Source organism: Dyella kyungheensis, from assembly GCF_049913195.1.
GTDB classification, from domain to species: Bacteria; Pseudomonadota; Gammaproteobacteria; order Xanthomonadales; family Rhodanobacteraceae; genus Dyella; species Dyella kyungheensis.
The window spans coordinates 4308078-4323145 of record NZ_CP183983.1 but is presented as its reverse complement, the minus strand read 5'-3'; the positions used below and the strand labels follow the sequence as shown (position 1 = coordinate 4323145).

Annotated in this window: 18 protein-coding genes, 1 tRNA gene and 1 other RNA gene; 6 read left to right on the top strand and 14 right to left on the bottom strand. The window is 64.7% G+C overall.

All coding sequences use genetic code 11. The features are described from left to right. Nucleotides 1-109: 109 nt before the first annotated feature. Complete coding sequence (coq7, locus tag ACN9MB_RS19475; RefSeq protein WP_204637301.1) at nt 110-751, bottom strand: 2-polyprenyl-3-methyl-6-methoxy-1,4-benzoquinone monooxygenase; 642 nt, start codon at nt 749-751, stop codon at nt 110-112. Continuing rightward, complete coding sequence (locus tag ACN9MB_RS19470) at nt 748-1956, bottom strand: (Fe-S)-binding protein (RefSeq protein ID WP_426269958.1); 1209 nt, start codon at nt 1954-1956, stop codon at nt 748-750. The genes coq7 and ACN9MB_RS19470 overlap by 4 nt, the downstream gene beginning before the upstream one ends. Before the next feature lie 140 nt (nt 1957-2096). On the opposite strand from ACN9MB_RS19470, the gene rplM reads away from it, so the two are divergent. The 3 genes from rplM (at nt 2097) to ACN9MB_RS19455 (ending at nt 3067) form a co-directional block, all read left to right on the top strand. Continuing rightward, entirely contained in the window at nt 2097-2525 is a 429-nt protein-coding gene (gene rplM / locus ACN9MB_RS19465; RefSeq protein WP_204637299.1) for a 50S ribosomal protein L13, read from the top strand. A gap of 9 nt (nt 2526-2534) precedes the next feature. Then, the gene (gene rpsI, locus ACN9MB_RS19460; protein WP_046972627.1) at nt 2535-2927 is read left to right on the top strand and encodes a 30S ribosomal protein S9; all 393 of its coding nucleotides are present in this window, start codon (nt 2535-2537) and stop codon (nt 2925-2927) included. Between the two features lie 66 nt (nt 2928-2993). Next, nucleotides 2994-3067 (top strand) — tRNA-Gln (locus ACN9MB_RS19455). Nucleotides 3068-3662: 595 nt separating this feature from the next. On the opposite strand, the gene pcaD is transcribed toward ACN9MB_RS19455, so the two are convergent. Then, entirely contained in the window at nt 3663-4460 is a 798-nt protein-coding gene (gene pcaD, locus ACN9MB_RS19450; RefSeq protein ID WP_204637298.1) for a 3-oxoadipate enol-lactonase, read from the bottom strand. 93 nt (nt 4461-4553) lie between these two features. Here pcaD and ACN9MB_RS19445 point away from each other — a divergent pair, with 93 nt between their 5' ends. Continuing rightward, complete coding sequence (locus ACN9MB_RS19445) at nt 4554-5462, top strand: LysR family transcriptional regulator (protein WP_204637297.1); 909 nt, start codon at nt 4554-4556, stop codon at nt 5460-5462. 66 nt (nt 5463-5528) lie between these two features. Here ACN9MB_RS19445 and rpiA read toward each other — a convergent pair whose 3' ends face one another. The 6 genes from rpiA to ACN9MB_RS19415 form a co-directional block, all read right to left on the bottom strand. Then, nucleotides 5529-6167, bottom strand: coding sequence for a ribose-5-phosphate isomerase RpiA (rpiA, locus tag ACN9MB_RS19440; RefSeq protein WP_204637296.1), 639 nt, complete (start codon nt 6165-6167; stop codon nt 5529-5531). A 28-nt stretch (nt 6168-6195) separates the two neighbouring features. Continuing rightward, on the bottom strand, nt 6196-6660 hold the full coding sequence (locus ACN9MB_RS19435) for an EVE domain-containing protein (RefSeq protein ID WP_426269957.1): 465 nt from the start codon (nt 6658-6660) through the stop codon (nt 6196-6198). After that, the gene (locus ACN9MB_RS19430) at nt 6657-7277 is read right to left on the bottom strand and encodes a 5-formyltetrahydrofolate cyclo-ligase (RefSeq protein ID WP_204637294.1); all 621 of its coding nucleotides are present in this window, start codon (nt 7275-7277) and stop codon (nt 6657-6659) included. The genes ACN9MB_RS19435 and ACN9MB_RS19430 overlap by 4 nt, the downstream gene beginning before the upstream one ends. Before the next feature lie 73 nt (nt 7278-7350). Continuing rightward, nucleotides 7351-7537: non-coding RNA, 6S RNA (gene ssrS, locus ACN9MB_RS19425), on the bottom strand. A gap of 6 nt (nt 7538-7543) precedes the next feature. Further along, nucleotides 7544-7867: a cell division protein ZapA gene (locus ACN9MB_RS19420; RefSeq protein WP_204637293.1), complete on the bottom strand. Its 324-nt coding sequence runs from the start codon at nt 7865-7867 to the stop codon at nt 7544-7546. After that, the gene (locus ACN9MB_RS19415; protein WP_204637292.1) at nt 7860-8099 is read right to left on the bottom strand and encodes a TIGR02449 family protein; all 240 of its coding nucleotides are present in this window, start codon (nt 8097-8099) and stop codon (nt 7860-7862) included. The genes ACN9MB_RS19420 and ACN9MB_RS19415 overlap by 8 nt, the downstream gene beginning before the upstream one ends. Before the next feature lie 102 nt (nt 8100-8201). Here ACN9MB_RS19415 and ACN9MB_RS19410 point away from each other — a divergent pair, with 102 nt between their 5' ends. After that, a complete protein-coding gene (locus ACN9MB_RS19410) occupies nt 8202-8762 on the top strand; it encodes a UPF0149 family protein (protein WP_204637291.1) in 561 nt (186 codons plus the stop codon). Between the two features lie 2 nt (nt 8763-8764). Next, nucleotides 8765-10069: an aminopeptidase P N-terminal domain-containing protein gene (locus tag ACN9MB_RS19405; RefSeq protein WP_426269956.1), complete on the top strand. Its 1305-nt coding sequence runs from the start codon at nt 8765-8767 to the stop codon at nt 10067-10069. A gap of 95 nt (nt 10070-10164) precedes the next feature. Here the strand turns inward: ACN9MB_RS19405 and cydX are convergent, their stop codons facing one another. The 5 genes from cydX to pepQ form a co-directional block, all read right to left on the bottom strand. Continuing rightward, the gene (cydX, locus tag ACN9MB_RS19400; RefSeq protein WP_204637289.1) at nt 10165-10296 is read right to left on the bottom strand and encodes a cytochrome bd-I oxidase subunit CydX; all 132 of its coding nucleotides are present in this window, start codon (nt 10294-10296) and stop codon (nt 10165-10167) included. A gap of 18 nt (nt 10297-10314) precedes the next feature. Continuing rightward, entirely contained in the window at nt 10315-11445 is a 1131-nt protein-coding gene (gene cydB / locus ACN9MB_RS19395) for a cytochrome d ubiquinol oxidase subunit II (protein ID WP_426269955.1), read from the bottom strand. A 10-nt stretch (nt 11446-11455) separates the two neighbouring features. Further along, on the bottom strand, nt 11456-13039 hold the full coding sequence (locus tag ACN9MB_RS19390; RefSeq protein ID WP_426271950.1) for a cytochrome ubiquinol oxidase subunit I: 1584 nt from the start codon (nt 13037-13039) through the stop codon (nt 11456-11458). Further along, complete coding sequence (locus ACN9MB_RS19385; protein ID WP_204637286.1) at nt 13039-13281, bottom strand: hypothetical protein; 243 nt, start codon at nt 13279-13281, stop codon at nt 13039-13041. The genes ACN9MB_RS19390 and ACN9MB_RS19385 overlap by 1 nt, the downstream gene beginning before the upstream one ends. Nucleotides 13282-13463: 182 nt before the next feature. Continuing rightward, nucleotides 13464-14786 (bottom strand): Xaa-Pro dipeptidase, encoded by a 1323-nt coding sequence (pepQ, locus tag ACN9MB_RS19380; RefSeq protein WP_426269954.1) that lies wholly within the window; start codon nt 14784-14786, stop codon nt 13464-13466. Nucleotides 14787-15068 lie beyond the last annotated feature (282 nt).

Sequence of the window (15068 nt, the reverse complement as noted above, 5' to 3'; positions counted from 1 at the left end):
CGCGACGGCAACCCGTGACAAACCTCATTTCAAGGCCGTCGCGAACGCCTTCGCAGAACCGGCTCCTGTGGCAGTCGCGCACAGGGTGCGCTCCCACAGAGAGCGGCATTCAGACGCGGTACGCCACGGCCTTCATCACCATCGACGTCAAATGCATCACGCCGGGAATCGGAAACGGCAGATCGATGCCGCCGCGCTCGCGGGCGTTGTGGGCATGGCGAATCTCGTCGGCCTGCATCTGCGTTAGCACCGCGCGTGAGCGTTCGTCCTGGGCGGGTAACTGGTCGAGATGTTCTTCCAGATGCGCCTCCACCTGGCGCTCCGTTTCCACCACGAAGCCCAGGCTCACCGGATCGCCCGCCAGCGCCGCCAGCGCGCCGATGGCATAGCTGCCTGCATACCACAGGGGATTGAACAGGCTGGGGCGGCTGTCCAGTTCCTTCAGGCGATCGGCGCACCAGGCGAGATGATCGGTTTCTTCGGCGGCGGCGTGCTGCAGGTGTTCGCGGATGTCCTCGTTGCGGGCCAGCGCGGCCTGTCCGTCGTAAAGCGCCTGCGCGCAGACCTCGCCGGTGTGGTTGATGCGCATGAGGCCGGCGGCGTGGCGGCGCTCGGCATCGTCCATGTCGGCTTCGTCGACGGCGTCGGCTGGCGAGGGGCGGGCGGCTTCCGGTGCGCCGGACACGGTTTCCAGGGCGCGTTCGATCCCGGACAGCAGGCGATCGAGCGGGGACAGCGTGCGTGCGTTCATGGCGATATCTCCAGTTGCTGTGCCAGCAGCGTCAGCGGATGCATGGCCGGCCACGGCGAGCTCTGTGCATCCATGCCCGCGGCGAGATGCAGGCGACAACCGATATTGGACGACAACACCTGCTCGGGTGCCAAGCGGGCGATCTGTCCAAGCACGCCGTCGCGAAGACGGGCCGCACGCTCGGGAAATTCCAGCATGTGCGTGCCGGCTGCGCCGCAACAGTGCGGCGGACGCGGCACTACCGCTATATCCAGTGACGGTACCTGCCGAAGGAGATCCTCCAGCGCCGATTCGCTGCGCGCGACATTGAGCTGCGTGCAGGGAAAATGCACGGCTACGCGGCGCTCGAGCGGGCGGAACGTGAGCCGGTCCTTGCGTTGGGCCAGCAGGGTGACCGGATCGCTTACGGTGACTTCGGGCAGCGCGCGGCGCAACGTACCCAGGCAGCCGGGCGTCACCGTGACGAGTTGCTTGGCACCGGACTGTCGCCAGCTGTCGCGCACCCGTTCGGCCAGGCGCTCGGCCGTGCTCATGTCGCCGCCATGCAGGTCCATCGCGCCACAACAGAAAGCCGGCAAGCGTTCGACACGGTAGCCCGCGGCCCGTAGCAGGGTGATCGCGGCGCGTTCCGCGGCTTCGTCCTCGACGCTGGCCACGCAGCCGGGGAAGAGGGCGACGCTGGGCTGGTCGGTGTGTTCGTGCAGGGTCGTCGTTGCCGCGGACGCGTGCTCCGGGGCTGGCCAGGTCTGCAAGGCGGCCCGCCATGCCGAATGGACCGGCAGGCGATCGGCCAGACGCTGTTTCCATGACTGCAGCCCGGTGCTGTCCGCCAGGCGGTCGGCCCACCGCAGCAGCGTGGGCTGCTTCAGCATCGCCAGCAAGGCCTTTGGGCGTCGCGGCGACGGGCCGATCAGGGCCCGGGTTTCCACCAGCAACTCGTCGTATTTGACGTTGGCGGGGCAGACGCGCTGGCAATTGAGGCAGCCCAGGCAGTGATCCAGATGGATGCGCAGGGCCTCCGTGGGCTCCGCATCGCCCCGCGCCAGCGCCGCGGCAATGGCGATGCGGCCGCGCGGAGACTCCGCTTCATTGCCGTCAAGAGCATAGGTGGGACAGGTGGGAAGGCACAGGCCGCATTGCACGCATTGGTCGGCAAGGGCGGCGATCTTCTGGTTTCGAGTATGTGGGGGCTTTTCAAGCGCCATGGTCGTCATGCTATCATTGCCAGCTCGCATCCCACCGGTCGGTGGGCTTGCGCGATTGATGAAAACTCCGTTATCATCTCGCGCCTTTGTTCCACCGATTATGTGAACCGCCCTCGAGGCGGCAGACTAGGTATTCTGAAATGAAAACGTTCAGCGCCAAGCCGGAAAGCGTCAAGCGCGATTGGTTCGTGATTGACGCCACGGACAAGACGCTCGGTCGTCTGTCGACCGAGATCGCCCGCCGCCTGCGTGGCAAGCACAAGCCGGAATTCACCCCGCACGTCGACACCGGCGATTACATCGTCGTGGTCAACGCCGAGAAGGTGGCCGTTACGGGTGCCAAGCTGGACGACAAGATGTACCACCGCTTCACCGGTTACGTCGGCAACCTCAAGACCATGAGTCTGAAGGACCTGCTCGCCACGCATCCGGAGCGCGTCATCGAAATCGCCGTCAAGGGCATGCTGCCGAAGAATCCGCTCGGCCGCGAGATGTACCGCAAGCTCAAGGTGTACGGCGGCGCCGAGCACCCGCATACCGCACAGCAGCCGCAGGCGCTGGAACTCTAAGGAATCAGTATGGCGATCCAGCAGAACTACGGCACCGGCCGCCGCAAGACCTCCGCCGCTCGCGTGTTCCTGCGCAAGGGCAGTGGCGCGATCACGGTCAACGGCAAGACTCTCGACCAGTTCTTCGGTCGTGAAACCTCGCGCATGATCGTGCGTCAGCCGCTCGAGCTGATCGAAGCGACCGACAAGTTCGACGTCAACGTGACCGTCGCCGGCGGCGGCATCACCGGCCAGGCCGGTGCGATCCGCCTCGGCATCGCTCGCGCCCTGATCGAGTACGACGAAAGCCTGAAGTCCCAGCTCCGCAAGGCTGGCTTCGTGACCCGCGACGCCCGCGAGGTCGAGCGCAAGAAGGTCGGTCTGCATAAGGCCCGCCGCGCTACCCAGTTCTCGAAGCGCTAATTCTCCTCGGAGAGTTGCTTCGACGGTCCGGTGCACCAAGTCAGAGCGCACCGCTCCGCAGGGTTTTGGGAGATCGTCTAACGGTAGGACAACGGACTCTGACTCCGTTTATCTAGGTTCGAATCCTAGTCTCCCAGCCAAAATAAAAGGCCCGCCTAAATGGCGGGCCTTTTATTTTGACTGGGAGTACAGGAGACGACCCAACGTTCGACAAATTTGTCCGGAACAAATTTGGACAGCGCGCAGCGCTGGCCCCGGAGCGCGCAGCGCGGAGGGGTGAGCCCCATGGATGGGGCGAACAATCCCCAGTCGTCACGCCAACGAAGCCCGCCTAACTGGCGGGCTTTTCATTTTGACTGGGAGAGTCAGGAGACGACCCTCGTTCGACAAATTCGTCTGGAGCAAATTTGGACAGCGCGCAGGGGTGAGCCCCATGGATGGGGCGAACAATCCCCAGTCCTCACGCCAGCGAAGCCCGCCTAACTGGCGGGCTTTTCATTTTGACTGGGAGAGTCAGGAGACGACCCAATGTTCGACAAATTTGTCTGAAGCAAACCTGGACAGCGCGCAGCGCTGGCGCTCGTAGCGCGAAGCGCGAAGCATGGATGGGGCGAACAATCCGCAGTCGTCACGCAAACAGAAGCTCGCCCTGAAGGGCGAGCTTTTTGTTTTTGCTATCGAGCGATAGAGCGCGACCCAATTCTCGACAAATCCCTACTCTAAATTGCCCCGCCTTCAACGCTCCATCAAAAACTCCAACACCGCCCCGTCAAACTCCCGCGGAAACTCGACATTCGACAGATGCACCGCCGGCAGCGTGAGCAGGCGCGCACCGGCAATCGCCCCGGCAATCAACTCGCTATGACTGGCGGCGGTAACCGTATCGAACTGACCCGCGATCACCAGCGTCGGTACTCGGATCGAACTCAGCGCACGTCGTAGATCCGTCTCCTGTACGGCGGCATAGGACCCCGCCAAGCCATGCCTGTTGCTCCCCAGCAGCGTGGCGCGGAACGGTTCCACCTCGGCACGCAACGGTTCCAGCCAGGACGCCGGAAACCAGTTGCCAAGAAACATCGCCGTGGTTCCCTGCATATCATCGGCCTCGAGCACGTCGGCGATGCGCGCGTCCCATTGATCCTGTGGCCCAAACCACGCCGACGTATTGGCGAGCACCAGACGCTCGATGCGCTCGGCGGCATTCACGGCCAGCCATTGCCCGACGATGCCGCCCAGGGAAAGGCCGACAAAATGCGCGCGCCGAACCTGCAGCGCGTCCAATAGCTCGAGCACGTCCTCGCCGAGCCGCTCCAACGTGTAAGGCCCAGGCGGCACACTGGATGCACCATGCCCACGTGCGTCGTAACGCAAGACGCGAAAGTGCTCGATCAGCGCGGCGATCTGCCCGTCCCACATGTGCAGATCGGTGCCGATGGAATTGGACAACACCACCAACGGCAATTCGGGCGCGCCATCGAGTCGATAGGCGATGCGCGCGTTATCGCGGGTGGTCAGGTAATGCAATCGGGTCATGCGGCGTCTCCTCAGTGAATGGAGGGCAGGCTAGTTGCCGCGACGCGCCTGATAAATTACAAAGACTGGATAAACACTGTCAGGGAAACTGACATGCCCGATTTCACCCTGCATGACCTGCAGTGCTTCGATGCGGTAGTCGCCGCCGGTGGCTTCCAGGCGGCGGCGCAGCGGTTGAATCGCTCGCATCCGGCGGTCTTCGCTGCCGTCGCCCGTCTGGAGCGACAGTTGGGTTTATCGCTGCTGGATCGCAGCGGATACCGCGTCGAGCTGACACCGGCAGGACAATCCTTCCATCGCCGCGCCCAAGGGCTACTGCGTGAGCTGGGCGGCCTGCGCGACCACGTCGCTCATCTGGCCGCTGGCGAGGAAAGCGAGCTGCGCGTGGTGATCGGCGATTTTTGCCCCCGTTCGACCGTGCTGGAAAGGCTTGCGCGCTTCTTCGCCGGCGAACCGCAGACGCGCCTGCAGCTTTATTTCGAGAGTGTCAGCGGGCCGCTGGAGCGGCTGCTGGATGACGAGGCGGAGCTGATCCTGCACCGGGTCGACAAGGCCGATCCTCGTCTGGAATGGATCGACTTGGGCGAAGTAGCCTTTGTCCCGGTGATCGCTCCCGCCTTGCTGCCGCCGGTACCGGCAGATGACATCGGCCCCGAACACCTGCGTCACCTGACCCAATGCGTGATGCGCGACAGCGCCCGGCATTCGCCGCCCGTGGCGTTCTTCACGCTTGAGGGTGTGCCGCAATGCACGGTGCCGGACCAGGCGATGAAGCAGGAACTGATCCTGCACGGTCTCGCCTGGGGCCATCTGCCGCGTCATCTGGTGGAGAAGGAATTGGCGGAGGGACGTCTGCTCGACCTCAGCAATGCGCACCTGCCGGGGCGACGCGACGATCTGGTCGCCGCGCGCCGCCGCGACCGCGAGCACGGACCGGTGGCGCAGCGGCTGTGGCGTTTCCTGGAGGAATTCGCCACCGATGCGCCGCTGCGTGCACATTGAGGACTCGCAAAAAACGCCGGCTGCGGCGCCGGCGTTCGTATTTCTACATGGAGTCCGGCGAGGCGATCACATCACCCGATCACCCACCAGCACCACATCCGCCGGACGCCGCGCAAACAACCCCACGGCCACCACGCCCGGGATCTGGTTGAGATCCTTCTCCAGCGCCATCGGATCGGCAATCTGCCACCCGTGCACGTCGATCACCCAATTGCCGTTGTCCGTGACCACGCCATCGCGCCACACCGGGTTGCCGCCGCGCTTGACGATTTCCCGGCCGACCAGGCTGCGTGCCATCGGGATCACTTCGATCGGCAGCGGAAACTTGCCCAGCAGCTGTACCTGCTTGCTCGAATCGATGATGCAGACGAACTTGGCGCTGGCTTCCGCGATGATCTTCTCGCGCGTGAGCGCCGCACCGCCGCCCTTGATCAGGCGCTTGTGCGTATCGCATTCGTCGGCGCCGTCGACATACAGGTTCAGCGGGCCGGTGGCGTTGAGGTCGAGCACCGGGATGCCCAGACGCTTGAGCTGCGCGGTGGACTGCTCGGAACTGGATACCGCGCCCTCGATGCGATCCTTCAGATCGGCCAGCGCGTCGATGAAGAAGGCGACCGTGGAGCCGGTGCCGACGCCGACGATGGCACCGTTCTCGACGTAGCGGATGGCGGCTTCGCCGGCCTGGCGTTTTTCGTTGGCGCTCATGGGTGGTGTTCCAGTAAAGGGAAAAGCGTTATTCCATCGCCAGGATATGGCGCCATTCCTCGGCGCCTACCGGCATGACGGAGAGTCGGTTGCCTTTGCGCACCAGCGCCATGTCGGCGAGGGTGGGGTCGGCCTGCAGTTCCTTGAGCGTGATGGTGCGCTTGAGCTTCTTCACGAACTTGACGTCCACCAGCATCCAGCGCGGATTGTCGCGCGAGCTGGCGGCGTCGAAGTACTTGCTCTTGGGATCGAACTGGCTGGGATCGGGATAGGCATCCGTGGCGACCTCGGCTACGCCGACGACGCCCGGTTCGGCGCAATTGGAGTGGTAGAAGAAAACCTTGTCGCCAATGCGCATGCCGTCGCGCATGAAGTTGCGCGCCTGGTAGTTGCGCACGCCGTCCCAGTGTTCCTGGCCCTTGCGCTTGAGGTCGTCGATGGAAAAGGCATCCGGTTCCGACTTCATCAGCCAGTACTGAGTCGTCTTGCTCATGCGTGCGCTTCTCCGTCTTCACCGGTGGCGTGGCAGTCGATCAGTTCGCGATCGGTGGCGATGAAATCGAGCGGCACGTCCCATGCCTGCTCGTCGATCTCGGGCAGTTCCTGGAACGCATAAGCGATGCCAACCAGCAGCGGTTCGGTCGGCCGGACCTGCTCGTTGAGGAAGGCGAACGCGCGGTCATAGTAGCCGCCGCCCGTGCCCAGACGGTTGCCGCGGCGGTCGAACGCCGTCACGGGCACCAGCACCAGGTCGAGCTGGAAGGGTTCCAGCAATTCGCGCGGCGCGCTCGGTTCAGGAATGCCGTAGCGGTTGGGCGCGACGTCCTCGCCTGCCTGCCACGGCGCGAAGCGCAGCGCATGGCGGGGGCCGATCACCGGCAGCAGGAATTCCTGGCCGCGGGTGGCCAGCGGCGGAATGATCAGGTTCAGCGGCAGCTCGCCGTTGCAGGCCCAGTAGCCGGCCACGCGGGCGTCGGTGAGGTATTCCGGGAGCTGCTCCAGGCTGCGTCGCAGCCCCTGGGCGCCGGCAATGCGCTGCGCGGGCGTGAGGGCGCGGCGTTGTTCGGCCAGTTGCCGGCGTACTTCGCGCCGCTGGGCGTTGGCGTCCACGTTCGCGTCTCCTGCTGTGCGAGCGGCCCTTGGACTTGCGGCGCCTTTCGGCGCCGCAAGTTCGGAATAGGTGGCGTTAACCGCGATGCCGCTGCCCACCGAACGACCTTGATCCACGATGGATCAGGTGGGAGGGCGACATGGTCTCGAGGCTTTCCGCACGCGGCGGACATGCACAACAACCGATGAAAAGCCGACCCGGGGCCGTATTTAGGAACAAGGCAAATGTAAGAGTGTGCTGGCGCACACCGCAGATAACGCCGTGACTATTTTATGTGGGCGTCGAGTGCCGCTTCAAGCTTGCGACGCAGTGCAGTAATACCGTCAGTCACGCTCTGATCAGAGCCGGTGTGCTGCTTGCGCAGCGCCAGGAACTCGTGCGTGACGCTGATCGCCGCCAATACGGCCAGCCGGTCGAAGCCCGGCGCCTTGGCGTTGGCACGCAATTCGCGCATCTTGCGGTCGAGGAAGGCGGCCGATTCCAGCAGGCCCTCGCGCTCTTCCGGCGCGCAGGCGATCAAGAACTCGCGATCGACCAGTCGCAGGGCGACCGGCACATTGGCGTTGGTATCCACGCTGCTCTCAGCCATTGTTCTCGAGCGCCTTCAGTCGCTGGATCATTGCTTCGACACGGCTGCGCGCCTGTTCGTTGCGTGCCATCAGGCCGGCCCGTTCGCTCGCCAGTTGTTCCTGGCTGTGACGCAGGCTGCGGTTTTCTTCGCTGAGACGGCGCACCGCGTCCAGCAGTCGATCGACCTGCTCGCCGAGGGCTGCAAGTTCGTGCTTGACGGGATCGGGCTTGACGGAATCGGACGCGCTCATGGGCCAGAACTATAACAGGAGGTATGCCCAACGCAGCAGGCTCGCCTACGTTTCGCGAACCAGTGCATTAAACTGCCCGCTTGTCTTGAAAGGAGCCACGCCATGACTGCGAACGAGCTGATCGGCTACGACGAACTGGACGCCGCTGCCGCCCGTCTCCAGCTGGCCGAAGATGCCAGCGGCCTGCATGGCTCGCTATGCGGTTTCCTGGCCGGAGGCGGCCGCGTCGGTCGGCAGTCGCTGGTCGAAGCCCTGCATCTGGACGCCGAGGCCGCCACGCCCTCGGCCGGCGACCAGGCGGTACTGGACCGCTTGCTGAAACAAACCCAGGCCGAGCTGGCCGATCCGGAGCTGGGCTTCGAGCCGATGCTGCCGGCCGACGATCGCCCGCTGGCCGAACGCGCCGACGCCCTGGTCGACTGGTGTCGCGGTTTCCTCGGCGGCTTCGGCCTGGCCGGTGCCGAAACGCACGCCAAGTTGTCCGAAGAGGCGCAGGAAATTCTCAAGGACCTGGGCACCATCGCCGCCTCGTCGTTCGAATTCGGCGACGAATCCGAAGACGAGGATTCGCTGATCGAAGTGCACGAATTCGTGCGTCTCGGCGCGATGCTGCTGTTCGCCGAATGCTCCAAGCGCGGCCCAAGCAGCGACACCGTGCATTGACCATGTCGGCCGAGGAATACGCCCGCCGTCGACGCCAGTTGATGCGCATGGCGGGCGAGGACGCGGTGCTGCTGATCGCCGCCGCGCCCGAGCGGGTACGCAATGCGGATGCCAACTGGCCTTACCGGCAGGACTCGGATCTGCACTACCTGTCGGGCTTTCCCGAGCCCGAGGCGGTGCTGGCGCTGCTGCCGGGTCGCAAGCACGGCGAGGCGGTGCTGTTCTGCCGTGAGCGCGACGCGGAACACGAGCGCTGGCATGGCGAGTCCATCGGCGCCGAGCGCGCCGTGAGCGAACACGGCATGGACGACGCGTTTCCCATCGACGATATCGACGACATCCTGCCCGGCATGATCGAGGGCAGGGCGCGGGTGTACTGCCATTTCGGCCGCGAGCCGGAATTCGACGCCCGCCTGCTGGGCTGGATGCGCCGCCTGCGCCAGTTGCGCGGTGGCGGCGTGGTGCCGAAGGAATTCGTGGCGCTGGGCCATCTGCTGCACGATCTGCGCCTGTACAAATCGCGCGGCGAGCTGAAGTTGATGCGCTCGTCGGCATCGATTGCCGCCGAGGCACATCGCGCCGCCATGCAGGCGGCCATCGCCGGCCGGCATGAATACGAGGTCGAGGCGGAAATCCTGCGCGTGATGCGTCGGCACGGAGCCGTTTCCGCGTTTCCGCCGATCGTCGCCAGCGGCACCAACGCCTGCGTGATGCACTACACGGCGAACCGCGCGGTGTTGCGCGACGGCGATCTGTTGCTGGTGGATGCGGGCGCGGAAGTGGACTGCTATGCGTCCGACATCACGCGCACGTTTCCGGTGAGCGGGCGCTACAGCCGCGAACAGCGGGCGCTGTACGAAGTGGTGCTGGCGGCGCAACAGGCGGCGATCGACGAGGTGCTGCCGGGCCGCGCTTTCAACGCGGCCCACGAGGCGGCTGTGCACGTGATCACCGAAGGCCTCTGTGCGCTTGGCCTGATCAAGGGTTCGGCGGACGAGGCCATCGCCGAAGGCAGCTACAAGCGCTTTTTCCCGGTCAAGACCGGCCACTGGCTGGGCCTGGACGTGCACGACGTGGGCGACTACCGGGTCGACGGCGAACCCCGCCTGCTCGAGCCGGGCATGGTGGTGACGGTGGAACCGGGCATCTACGTGCCGCCGGGAGACTTCACCGTGGCCGAGCGCTGGCGCGGCATCGGCATCCGCATCGAGGACGATGTGGCCGTGGTGAAGGATGGCCATGAAGTGCTGACCAGCGACGTGCCCAAGGATGCGGACGAGATCGAAGCGTTGCTCGCTTCGCGCTGACCAGCCCAACCCTGTGGGAGCGCACCCTGTGCGCGACTGCCGAAGCGCTGAGGCAGTCGCGCACAGGGTGCGCTCCCACACAAGAATCCAACGGCTTACTTCCCGGCCGGGCGCGGCTCCTTGCGCTCATGCGCTTCATCGTCCGCGTGCACCTCGTACCACATCGCATTGAGGATGCCGAAGGCGCAGGCAAGGCCGAGGCCGAGCATCCAGGAGAAATACCACATGGTGTCGTCCTCTCTCGGTTAGTAGGTGTGGCCGGAGTCGCGCACGTGATCCAGCGTCACGCGTCCGCGAACCACGCGGTACACCCAGCTGGTGTAGATGATGATGAGCGGCATGAAGATCAGCGTCATCGCCAACATCAGGCCCAAGGTGCCCTTGCTGGACGATGCGTCCCACACGGTAAGGCTGGAACGCGGATCCAGTCGCGAAGGCAGCAGGAACGGAAACAGCGCGAAACCCGCGGAAAGTATCGTGCCCGCCACCATCAGGCTGCTGCACAGGAAACCGCCCAGCCCCTTCTTGCCCACGGTGAGCTGCACGCCGATGGCGCCAGCGAAAGCGAGCACGGGCGCAAGCCAGAACGAGGGATGTTCCAGGTAACTGGCGAACCAGCTGCTGCCATGCGCGACCTGCTTGTACAACGGATTGGACACGCCATCGGTGACCACCGGTCCCACGATCGCGTAGCCCGCCACGCCGTAGGCGAGCCAGATGCCGGCCGCGACGTAAACCACCACATAAGCCAGCGTGGTCCAGCGCGCCACGTGCACCGCACGATCGGCAACTATGTGGTCAGCCTTGTAGGCGGCCCAACACGCGCCGTGCGCCAGCAGCATGGTCAGCGAGACGAGACCGGCCACCAGCGCGAACGGATGCAGCAACTCGAAGAAGCTGCCGTGCCAGGTCATGCGCAGGTCGTTGTCGAACTGGAACGGCGCGCCGAGGAACAGGTTGCCGAAGGCCACCCCGGAAATCAGCATCACCACGATGCCCGACGCGGTGAGCACGCCGTCCCACAAGCTACGCCAGCGCGGATCGTGCACCTTGCCGCGAAAGTTGAAGCCGACCGGTCGCAGGATCAGGGCCAGCAGCACCAGGAAGATCGCCAGGTACATGCCCGAGAACGACACGGCATACAGCTGCGGCCATGCCGCGAATGCCGCGCCACCGCCCAGCACGAACCACACCTGGTTGCCTTCCCAGGTGGGCTCGATGGTTTCCAGCATCACCAGCCGTTCGTCCTCGGTCTTGCCCAGCACGCGCAGCAGCGCGGCAACGCCGAAGTCGAAGCCGTCCATGATGGCGAAGCCGATCAGCAACACGCCGAGCAAGGCCCACCAGATCACGCGTAGCGTTTCATAGTCGAACATGACGTTCTCCTCAGGCGCCTGCGTGGGCGGCAACGTTGGTCAGGGGCGGCACGGGTTCGGACGGTGGCCACAGGCCCAGGCCGTCGGGCCCCTTCTTGGCGTACTTCACCATCAGCACGGCGTCGATGATCGCCAGCACGCTGTAGAACAGCACGAAGCCGCCCAGCGAGGTCCATACCTGTCCTGCCGTCACGCTGGACACGCCCAGCGCGGTTGGCAGCACACCTTCGATCGCCCACGGTTGGCGCCCATATTCGGCCACGATCCAGCCCAGTTCGGTGGAGATCCACGGTAGCGGCAGGCTCCACAACGCCACCTTGAGCAGCCAGCGGCGCTTGTCGAGCTGGCGCTTGCTCGCCTGCCAGAACATCACGGAAAACAGCAGGATGAAGTAGAAGCCGCAAGCCACCATGATGCGGAACGACCAGAACAGCACGGGCACGTTGGGAATCGTGCTGTCCGCTGCTTTCTGGATATCCGCCGGCGTTGCCTTGCGCGGATCGTCCATGAAGCGCTTGAGCAGCAGGGCGTAACCCATGTCCTTGTCGTGCGCGGCGAGGATGGCCTTGGCCTGGGCGTTGTCCTTGTCCTCGCGCAATACCAGCATGGCGTCGTACGCCTGCAGGCCGGTGTGGATGCGGCCCTTGGCGTCCTCCACCAGATTGGAAATGCCCGGAATGGGTTGGTCGATCGAGCGCGTGCCGATCAGGCCCATCACCCACGGAATGCGCAGGGCATAGTGGGTGGTGTGGTTCTCCACGTCCGGAAGGCCAAACAGCGTGAACGAGGCTGGCGCCGGTTCGGTTTCCCACATGGCCTCGATGGCGGCCATCTTCATCTTCTGGTTTTCGGAAACCGCGTAACCCGATTCGTCGCCCAGCACGACCACGGAAAGCGCAGCGGCCAGGCCGAAGCTCGCGGCCACCGTCATCGAGCGCTTGGCGAAATCGGTGTTGCGGCCGCGCAGCAGATACCAGGCGCTGATCGACAGCACGAACATCGAACCGATCACGTAGCCGGCGCTCACCGTATGCACGAACTTCGCCTGTGCCACCGGATTGAACATCACCTCCGAGAACGAGGTGACTTCCATGCGCATGGTCTGCGCGTTGAAGGCCGAACCGACCGGATTCTGCATCCAGCCGTTGGCGATCAGAATCCACAGCGCGGAAAGATTGGTGCCCAACGCCAGGAACCAGGTCGTCAGCAGGTGCGCGATGCGCGACATGCGGTTCCAGCCCATGAAGAACAGGCCCACCAGTGTCGCTTCGAGGAAGAACGCCATCAGTCCTTCGATGGCCAGCGGCGTGCCGAACACATCGCCGACGTAATGCGCGTAATACGCCCAGTTCATGCCGAACTGGAATTCCATGGTGACGCCGGTGGCGACGCCCATGGCGAAATTGATGCCGAACAGCACGCCCCAGAACTGCACCATGCGCTTCCAGACTTCGCGTCCGGTCATCACGTAGACGGCCTCCATGATGGCCAGGATCCACACGATGCCGAGCGTGAGCGGTACGAACAGGAAGTGATAGAGCGCAGTCAGCGCGAACTGCAGGCGTGAGAGCGTGACGACCTCGGGATCGATGATCATGGGTTGCCTGCTTGCGGTGAGGAAGAGGAAGGCGCCGGCGCGAGCAGATGCTCGATCGCGGCGGGACGGGTATCGGGGCGCTCGTAATAGGCGGCAACCGCCCACCAGACCAGCGAGATGAAAACGATCTTGGCGAGCACCAACAGGATCAGCTTGCGCGCCAGGCGACGCAGCGGTGGTTTTGGCAGGTCAACGGGAGCCGACACCGGCATGACCGGTTCGGCGGACGGCATGGACATGCAGCAAGCCCCTAGCTGTACCTTGGGGCGAGCATACGCAACCGGCGTGAAGTTGTCGTGCGGAGGGTTGACGCAGCGGCGCGTGGCCGCGCGGGCTGAAATGCCGCAGCATTTCCCGGGCATTAGGGTGTAGGTGTTTTTACCTATGGCCCGCCCGCCATCGCGCGGCGGGCCATACGTGTTCAGCCGATCAGCGCAAAGGCATCGCGGGTGAGGTTCTCGGGCTCGCCGTCGGTGCACACCACATCGTCTTCGATGCGAATGCCGCCATAGGGGCGTAGACGTTCCACGCGCGCCCAGTCGATCTCGCTGGAAACCGGTTTGGCGCGCACCTCCTCCAGCAGCATGTCGATGAAGTACAGGCCCGGCTCGATCGTCACCACCATGCCCGGCTCCAGCACGCGCGTCATGCGCAGGTAGGGATGACCTTGCGGCCGCGCGATGGTGCCGCCGGTTTCGGATGCCTGGAAGCCGGCCACGTCATGCACCTGCAAACCTATGGGATGGCCAAGGCCATGAGGGAAGAACGCGGAGGTGACGCCGGAGCTCACCGCACTTTCCGCGCTCATGCGGATGATGCCGTGTTCGCGCAGCACCTCAGCTAGCACGTGGTGCGCGTGGATGTGCAAGTCGGGATAGCTTTGGCCCGCGCGCACCTTCCCCGCGAAACCTCGTTGCGCGGCGTCGACGCTGTCGATCAGTGCCTGGAATTCGGCGTGACCCTTGGCGGCGTAGGTACGCGTGATATCGCTGGCATAACCGGCAGCGCTGCCACCGGCATCGATCAGGAACGAGCGGCTTTGCGCCGGCGCTTTGCGATCGAAATGGGTGTAGTGAAGCACGGCGCCGTGTTCGTTGAGCGCCACGATGCTGGCATAAGGCAGTTCGGCGTCGATCTGGTCGGCGGCAGCGAGGTACGCCATATGGATGCCGATTTCGCTTTCGCCCGCACGGAACGCCTGCTCGGCGGCCCGGTGGGCGCGCGTGCCGACGCGGCTGGCTTCGCGCATCAGTTCCAGTTCGTAGGGCGTCTTGTACGAGCGATGCCAGTGCAGGTAGTCGAGCACGGCCTGTGGGTTGTTCGCTTCGGCGCCGGGCACAGCGGGGCATTCGGGGCCGATGATGGCGCGGCGGGTGCTGGCGTTGGGCAGCAGCGCCACGGCATCGGTGGCGTCGCGCACGATTTCGATGTCGAAATGCTCGACCCAATAGCCGCTCGGCGCGGCGGGCACGACATGCCAGTAATCCTTGGGCTGCAGGAAGATCAGCTTCGGTTTGTGGCCCGGCGTGTAGACAATCCAGCTGCCTGGGATGTTGAGCGGCAGCCAGTGGCGGAAATGCGGGTTGGCGACGAAGGGATAGTCCTGGTCGTCGAGAAACTTGCGCAGCGGCGTGCCCGACGCGATCACCAGGTGATCGAAGTTGCCCAGGGCGAGTGCCTTGTCGGCGCGTTCGCGCAGTGTGGCCAGGTGTTGGGAGTAGAGCGGGGCGAGGCGGTCTTGCATGGCGGCTCCGGGGCGGCTGCGCCGGGTGGGTGGCACCGGGCGAGAGGGAAAGGGACATGATCGCGCGGTGGGGCGGGTATCGCTAGTTTTGGGTGGGGCTGGCCCACGTGCGCCCTAGCTCGTCATCCCGGCGCAGGCCGGGATCCAGTTTCCGTATCGCTCGGTTGTCATTTTGACGCGATCTGGCTCGCCTGCCGCGGGCTTCCGTCCTCCTGCCGGAGGCCGGGTTACTTTCTCTTGCTTGCCCAAGAGAAAGTAACGGCAGTCTCTAATATCAAGTGC